6 protein-coding genes and 1 pseudogene are annotated in these 7,636 nt (G+C 41.1%); 2 read left to right on the top strand and 5 right to left on the bottom strand.

The genetic code is table 11. The annotated features are described in order from the left end of the window. Positions 1-47: 47 nt before the first annotated feature. Together LC574_RS17285 and LC574_RS17295 are read left to right on the top strand one after the other, a co-directional pair. A pseudogene (locus tag LC574_RS17285) lies at positions 48-563 on the top strand (dienelactone hydrolase family protein); the annotation flags it as partial. Positions 564-1,091: 528 nt separating this feature from the next. Then, positions 1,092-1,313: a hypothetical protein gene (locus tag LC574_RS17295; protein WP_229454648.1), complete on the top strand. Its 222-nt coding sequence runs from the start codon at positions 1,092-1,094 to the stop codon at positions 1,311-1,313. Positions 1,314-1,722: 409 nt separating this feature from the next. Here LC574_RS17295 and LC574_RS17300 read toward each other — a convergent pair whose 3' ends face one another. From LC574_RS17300 to LC574_RS17320, 5 genes are all read right to left on the bottom strand, one after another. Next, positions 1,723-2,370 carry a class I SAM-dependent methyltransferase gene (locus LC574_RS17300; protein WP_229454649.1) on the bottom strand — a complete coding sequence of 216 codons (648 nt, stop codon included), beginning with the start codon at positions 2,368-2,370 and terminating at the stop codon, positions 1,723-1,725. A gap of 123 nt (positions 2,371-2,493) precedes the next feature. After that, a complete protein-coding gene (locus tag LC574_RS17305) occupies positions 2,494-4,689 on the bottom strand; it encodes an ATP-binding protein (RefSeq protein WP_229454650.1) in 2,196 nt (731 codons plus the stop codon). A 505-nt stretch (positions 4,690-5,194) separates the two neighbouring features. Continuing rightward, complete coding sequence (locus LC574_RS17310; protein ID WP_229454651.1) at positions 5,195-5,620, bottom strand: hypothetical protein; 426 nt, start codon at positions 5,618-5,620, stop codon at positions 5,195-5,197. A gap of 133 nt (positions 5,621-5,753) precedes the next feature. Beyond that, entirely contained in the window at positions 5,754-6,053 is a 300-nt protein-coding gene (locus tag LC574_RS17315; RefSeq protein WP_229454652.1) for a hypothetical protein, read from the bottom strand. A gap of 201 nt (positions 6,054-6,254) precedes the next feature. After that, positions 6,255-7,214, bottom strand: coding sequence for an orange carotenoid-binding protein (locus tag LC574_RS17320; protein ID WP_229454653.1), 960 nt, complete (start codon positions 7,212-7,214; stop codon positions 6,255-6,257). Positions 7,215-7,636: the final 422 nt, after the last annotated feature.

The raw sequence follows: 7,636 nt of genomic DNA on the forward strand, positions 1-7,636 counted from the left end.
ACTAGCAGTGGTAATCCCACCACCATAAAACGAAGCTGTTGCTTTGATATCGGCTTGGTTTGCAATATTATCAACAAGTAAAGTATCACGAGATATTAAGCGATATTCAAGCTACCATTACTTACGTCAAAACTTTACCCAATGTCAAGGATAATGCAATCGCTGTCATTGGTTTCTGTTTTGGCGGTCATGTTGCTTACATAGCTGCAACTTTACCCGATATCAAAGCAACAGCTTCGTTTTATGGTGGTGGGATTACCACTGCTAGTTATGGTGAAGACACTCCAACCATTAATCGTACCTCAGAAATTAAAGGTACTATTTATGCATTTTTTGGTACAAGAGATGCATTAGTTTCCCAGGAAGAAAACGAGCAAATTGAAGCGGAACTCAAAAAACATCAAATCAATCATCGTGTATTTCGATACGACGCCGGACACGGATTCTTTGCGGGATTTTTCAAAGACCAATACCCATTTTTAGCCCAGCACCCAAGTTATAACCCAGAAGCTGCTCCTGATGCTTGGCAACATGTTTTAGAACTGTTTCAAAATTACCTATAAAACTTGATTGCATGAAGAGTGCTGAGTTTAAAAACCGCCCACGAGGGGGAGCCACTGCGGTGGACGGGTTTCCCGGCATAAAGCAAGTGGGGTCGGGGTATCAACCTCATCACTGCGATCTCAATCTAGCAGGTACAATGAGAGAGTCTAAGGCCATACACAGCCATGACCAGCAAAATTACATTACAGCGCTTTTCAAGTAATTGAACTACGCCACTCCCTACTCCCCACTCCCCACTCCCCGTCTCATCTGTGGTCTAAATACCTGAAAAATGCTGTAAACCAAGAAGTGGTTGTGTATTTTCCCTTTACCTGCTATTTTGATTCAGAACTATGTGGCTGAGGTATACCGATCTTGCCAACTGCTGAACAAGGGATCAGGTGTGTAATACTATGTCAATCTTTGACTAATACATTTACCCCTATTTTCATTGTCCGCCTTGATGAGCAAACAGGTAATGTGTTTATTTTGGCAGGAGATAACATAGAAATAGAAATTTATCGCAATGGTTTTTGGAGGTTCTTGTCATGAAGTCTGACTTTAATAGCATGACCAAAACTGAGTTAAGAGCTTTCGTCATTGCTCACCCCGACAACAAAGCAGCATTCCGTGCTTTTGTTGACCGCTTTACTTCTGAAGCATCTCCAGAGACTTTTGACATCCCCAAATCAAATGCAGAGATTGAGGAAGTTGAAATATTGATTAGACAAAAGTTAGAACAATTAAACATAAGCGAGGGCTACAAGTAGACTCAGTTCCTCTAATTGCGAGGGTTAATTAACGGCTGAATCTGACTGCTGCTATCTCAATCTACTGCCTGCACCCAACTGTTGAAAGGCTATCTATTGGATGTTTGAGGTGATGTGTGATATCATGTCCGCTTGATTGCTTATAAAACCCGAAGAACCCCACCCCGCCAAAGCTGTGCTTTGTCTCCCCTCCCCGCAGGCTCTTAGGGGTTGGGGGTGGGGTTCTTTTATTATGGGTAATTTGGCGGACATGATATGATAGGTGAAGCGGAACGTTAACAGTGAGAGCGATATATATCTACAACAAGCTACTTTGCGTCTACGCTTTTCTTTGAAGTTGACAAAATTTTGAGTAATAACGCACATACTGCGATCGCACTCTTGTCCAATGAGTGCGATACTGTTGGCTTTAAGCTTTTGAGTTTTTCAGCAGTAATTGACAACCACATAAAAACGGGTTTGGATTTTCTATGCGATCGTCCACAAGCACTTCAATGGGAAGCTTGCTGTTATAAATCAATTCGTCATAATCCATCAATGCGTTCCACTTGATTTTGCCAGTCGGGAAGCCTAGCTGTGAAGCAGCATCAAATATTAATTCTTGCCATTTCTGAATCTCTGGATTTTGCGATTTGCAGTAATCGAGAATGGCAATAAATGCACCAGGCTTGGTAACTCGTAAAATTTCCTTAAGAGCAAGAACTGGATCATTAACAACACAGAGGGTAAATCCCGACGCTGCTGCATCAAAGCTATTATCAGGAAAATCAAGATTGCACATATCCGATACCTTGAAGGTGATGTCTGCGGATACACGTTTTTTACGTGCTTCATCCATCATCTTCTGAGAAAGATCAACACCGACGATATGCACGCCTTCAGGGTAGGCTGAAAGATTAAGACCTGTTCCTACCGCAGCATCTAGTACGGTTTGTCCTGGTTTAAGCTGCAAGGAAGCAATTAGTGGTTCGCGCTCGATGTGCCAGTAACGCTTCATAATCGCGTCATAATCCACTGCACCTTGATCGTAAGTTTCAATCACCTGATTTATCTGCATAAGTTCTTTAACAAATAGAACTACTAATTTTAACTATCGGCCAAGTTATATAATATATTGATGTCTAAACTTTGTGTACTGCAATCATACTTAGATTTGGTCAAATTCCAAACTAGTATCAAGTTAAACCACTCCATGAACTTTTAGCTGGAGAGGAACTTGAATGACAAACTCAGTTCCTTCTCCAGCAGTTGAGAAGCACTCCAGTTTGCCGCCATGTTTTTGTGTGACGATTTGGTAGCTGATGGACATACCCATTCCGGTTCCTTTGCCAATGGGTTTAGTGGTGAAAAAGGGATCGAATATTCGTTGCTGAAATTCTTTAGAAATACCAACTCCGTTATCAGCGATCGCCACTTGCAACCACGTTGAATTAACTACCGATGTCCGAATCTTAATTCGACTGGGATTGTTCTCAATCTCCTGATAAGTACGCTTGGTATTATTTTCTTCTAAAGCATCAATCGCATTTACTAAAATATTCATAAACACCTGATTAAGTTGTCCGGCATAGCATTCTACTGGGGGTACATTGTCGTAGTCTTTAATCACCTCAATTTCAGGTTGTTCTGGTTTACCTTTGAGGCGGTGCTGCAAAATCATCAAAGTACTGTCGATGCCTTCATGAATATCGACCTGTTTAAATTCCGCTTCGTCCATGCGGGAGAAGTTCCGCAGCGACAGTACAATCTGGCGAATGCGATCGGTGCCTACTCTCATAGAAGACAACATTTTTGGCAAGTCTGACTGCAAAAACTCTAGATCGATGTCTTCACCAGCAGTTTGAATTTCAGCAGCAGGGTTAGAATCATGCTGCTGATACAACTGCACAAGCGCTAATAAATCCTGAGTATATTCCTGCACATGGGTAAGGTTGCCATGAATAAAGTTGACTGGATTATTAATTTCGTGTGCGACTCCAGCAACTAATTGTCCCAAACTAGACATTTTTTCACTTTGAATAATTTGAGATTGAGTGCGCTGCAATTCCTCTAATGTATTTTTAAGTTCAATGGTACGTTCTTCTACGCGTTCTTCTAGTTCTTCTTTGCTTTTCTCTAAAGCCGTAAACGATTCATGCAATTGCCCTGCCATGTGGTTGAAAGAGTTAGATAAGGTATTCAGTTCTCGAATACCGCTAGTTTCTACTGTCTGATTTAAATTGCCAGATGCCATTGCCTCACTTGCCCAATTTAGGCGCAGAATCGGGCGTACAATCCAATGAGAGGTAAACACGCCCATCGCTGAGGCAACAACCAATGCGCCCAAACAAAGGGCGATCGTGATCTGCGTGTTGGTGTTAATTTGGGTCATAAATGTGTTCTCTGGCACACTCACCACCATCAGCCAATTTAAACCATATTTGTCACGCCAAGGTATAACATTGACAAAATTCCGTTTTCCTTCCACCTCAACTTGAAAATCTGTATCTTGGGTGATAGAGCTAAACCCGGAGATTTTCAGGTGTCTGGCAATGTTCTGTATTATTGGGTCAGAACTGTTGATCGCCTGCAATCGCTGGAACTCTTGATTAACCACGACAAAAGGCTTCTCTGTACCAGAACTGGCGATTAATGTGCCATCTCGTTCCATAAGAAATACCCGCCCAGACTGACTAATATCCAAACTGCGTAAAAAATCGCTGAGTTTCAACAGATAGATATCAGAGCTAATCATTCCTAGTAGGCGATTTTGCGAATCATAGATGGGACGACTCGCAGAAGCAGCAATGTAGGGGCTAGTGGGATAATTTACAGTTACAATCTTTCCCCAAATAGGTTTACCAGCAGCGATGGGTTGGGTATACCAAGGTTCTTTAGAATTTTGCCAAGTCCATCGAGTAATTACCTGAGTTCGATTACCTTGATTATCTGTGGCATAAGTGGAAGTATTATTGGCGAGCTTGGCAGTCCAATCATCAATAGTAATCGTCTTGCCATCATAACGACCAGCACCCACCCCTTCACCCGTCGTTAGTCCAATACCAATAAAAGTCAGGTCAGAGGCGTGTATCTGATCCCATAAATACTTGCCAACAGTTTGGCGATCGCGTACATCTAATATTCCCCTGCGGATGGCATCTGCGTTAAGCTGATTAAGCGTTTGCGGAATGGAAAGATAAGACTTTAGGTGTTCATCCACTACATCGCTGGTGCGATCTATCAACTGCTGTGCCAAGTCGTTAACTGCTCTTTGTCCATTTTTAAAGGACAAATAACCTACTAAGCTGACCGCTGCAAAAATTTGGATAAGGAAGGGAACAATAAGAACAATCTGTAATGGGAACGCTTTACCTTTACTGAGATAGTGAGTTTTCATTGGAAACTAGAAGTTGATGCTAATCTGATTTCTTCTTATAGTTCCCAAGATGACCACATAATATTAACCTTTGTTGAATTTTTTTTGTCAAGCTGTAGGGTGCGTTGCGCTTTGCAACAACGCACCATCATAATGATCAATTGGTGCGTTGTGCTGCGCGACTCTAATATCAAGTCCGGTTAATCACTTACGATAAGTCAAAAGCGAGTGGAACGGAGTGGAACGTTCGCGGAGCGTCTCCAAGAGTTGCAATCGCTTCCTTATTGGGATTACTTCACTCCGCTATCGCTACGTACCCTTCTCCTGACGGAGACGCTGCGCGAACGGGAACGCTAAGAGCGAACGTAATTGACTTGTATTCTAGCGGACTTGATATAACGGATAAATATTTTGATCAAACAGCGATGTCTACGACAAGCCGCTGACGCTCCTTCGTCGCTACCGCTTCGCTAATGCGTCTACGCAATTATTTGGGTTTGACAAAATTTTGAGTACTAGGGCAATTTTAATTTGTCGCTACCGTTTTCTTTCCATTATTGCCTTCCAGACTGGCAACAAATGACGGTTGCTCATCATTGGAGGTTGCCCGTTCGTTTCGCTGTCCCTTGCGACGCTGATTTTTAGGAACTCCCCCCGCCATGCCGTACTCTATACTGCTTTTACCATATCGAGTCCCAACTGCCATCAGCATTTGTTCTGTCATATCTCCCAACTCGCTTTCTGTTTCTAGCATTTCCCGATACAACTTATCCAAGCTGGAAAGGGCACTATTGTAAGCATTTTCTTTAGATCGCATCGTCTCGATCAGAGTTGAGAAAGCAGGTAAAGTAAGTCCATTGCCTAAATCTAACCTCGGATCAATTGAGTTTATGCTAGCCGCACGACGCACTGCTTTTTCTAACACTACAGAAGTTCTTTTTCTACGAGCCATGATCTACACCTGAGAATCTAGTACGGTTAATATTCTTTACCTTAAGAAATTTACGTATAGATCAGCTTGAGAGAATTCCGGCAAATCTGCAATAGTTTTTGCTACATAGCGATCGTTGTCATGAATGCGCTAACTACTGAAATGAGAAAGCAAACTGGGGTTTGAGTAAGTCAAAGCTTATTTTACTTGCGGAAAACACCAAAATGAATAAGTCATAAGGCATTTTGAGTAAGTCAAAGCTTATTTTATTTGCGGAAAACACCAAAATGAATAAGTCATAAGGCATTTTGAGTAAGTCAAAGCTTATTTTATTTGCGGAAAACACCAAAATGAATAAGTCATAAGGCATTTTGAGTAAGTCAAAGCTTATTTTATTTGCGGAAAACACCAAAATGAATAAGTCATAAGGCATTTTGAGTAAGTCAAAGCTCATTTTGCTTACTAAATTCGACTTTAGTTATATCTTGCACCTGCCTATCCCGCCTGAGAATTTATTCTCAGGCTAATAGTGCAAGTCCACTTAAATTTTAGCTATGTACTAAAATGCAATGCTTTGCTAACTATGAGAGCAAAAAACCCTTTTAAAACATCATCTTAAACAAGCGCAATTGCTTTGTATTAAGACAAATAAATTTTACTTGCGAGTTAGGTTAAGCAGTTCTTTGGGAGAAGCAAGTAAATCAATAGCCACGAAGAAAATTTGACCTTGAGGATCTAGTAAAAATCGCCAAGCAATGTTCATCCCAACATTACCTCCAAACCAAGGGGTTTCGACTGTACCAGTAATTTTATGCTGTGTATAACCATCTTCTATAGTTTCCGAAACGCCTTTGGTTGGCTTCATCACTAACCCTTGTCCCTCATCTCGTAGATAAGAAGTGATAGCTTCTCGACCAACAATTGGTTTTTGGAAGGGTGGTTGCAGCGCACCATTATTAGCAAATAAAGCAACAGCAGCTTCAAAGTTATCTGCATTCATGGCTTCAATGTATTTCAGCACTGTTGGTTCTGTAACTCCCTCAATAGTAAATTGGGGACTTAGGGATGCACGCGGGAAATTAAAGTTTATGACTTCTGCCTGTTTGTTATCAGCCAGAGACGGATCAAACCCCATATTTACTACAGTATTGCGTAGTACAGTAATTTGCTGACTCTGATCGATTCTCTGAACAGCTTCTAGCACTGCTTTAACTTGGGTTGACATTTGATAGCCTGCTGGCATAGGAGCGACGATACCCTGTTTCATCCACTCTCCTAACTGCCACCAAAATCCTAGCTTGGCGTTGACACCAAAGTATGCATAAGAACGGCTGATGGGAGTATCAGCATTACTCGCTAAATCTCTCATTAATTGCGTTTGTTCTTCATAAGACATCTGCTTAATGTCGTTGAATATACCTTCCATTAATTGGAGATTTGCTTTTCCGGGAGCAGCTGGAGTAATTGTACGACCTAGTTCAGCGTAGGCATACCAGAGAAATGCCAACTGATCGTCAATGTTGAGTTCAGCAAACTTTGCTGTAGTGGCTGGAACAGCATCTGCCACTTGAGTGCTAGAGAAAATATTGCGTGCGGATTCGATAGTATAACTCATGGTTATCACCTTAAAGATTTACCTATTCAGTAGTTGCTTTCGGCTACATTTTGCAGCTTGGAGGATAAATCTAGGGCATTTTTCCTAGATGACACAATTATCCCTAGATATTCAAATCCGAATTATTATTCACTACTCTGGTATCATAGCTGGTAAACATTAACAAAAGACTAAGATTTCTAAGATTTATCTGATGAATATCATTGAATGAAATGTATATGTACTATTTGTTTTTCAAGTTTTGGTTTAATGAAAATAATTATTGTAAAAGTCATCTCTATAAAGGAAGAGATTTAACTATAGTAATCCGCTTTGATTTTTGAAATTATTTGCGTAGGCGGGGAGTAGGGAGTAGGGAGTAGGGAGTAGGGAATCAGCCCTTTCGAGTTGTACGGTGTTTATTCAAAAATCAAATAGGAATC

The organism is Nostoc sp. CHAB 5715 (assembly GCF_020829685.1).
Taxonomy (GTDB): Bacteria; Cyanobacteriota; Cyanobacteriia; order Cyanobacteriales; family Nostocaceae; genus Nostoc.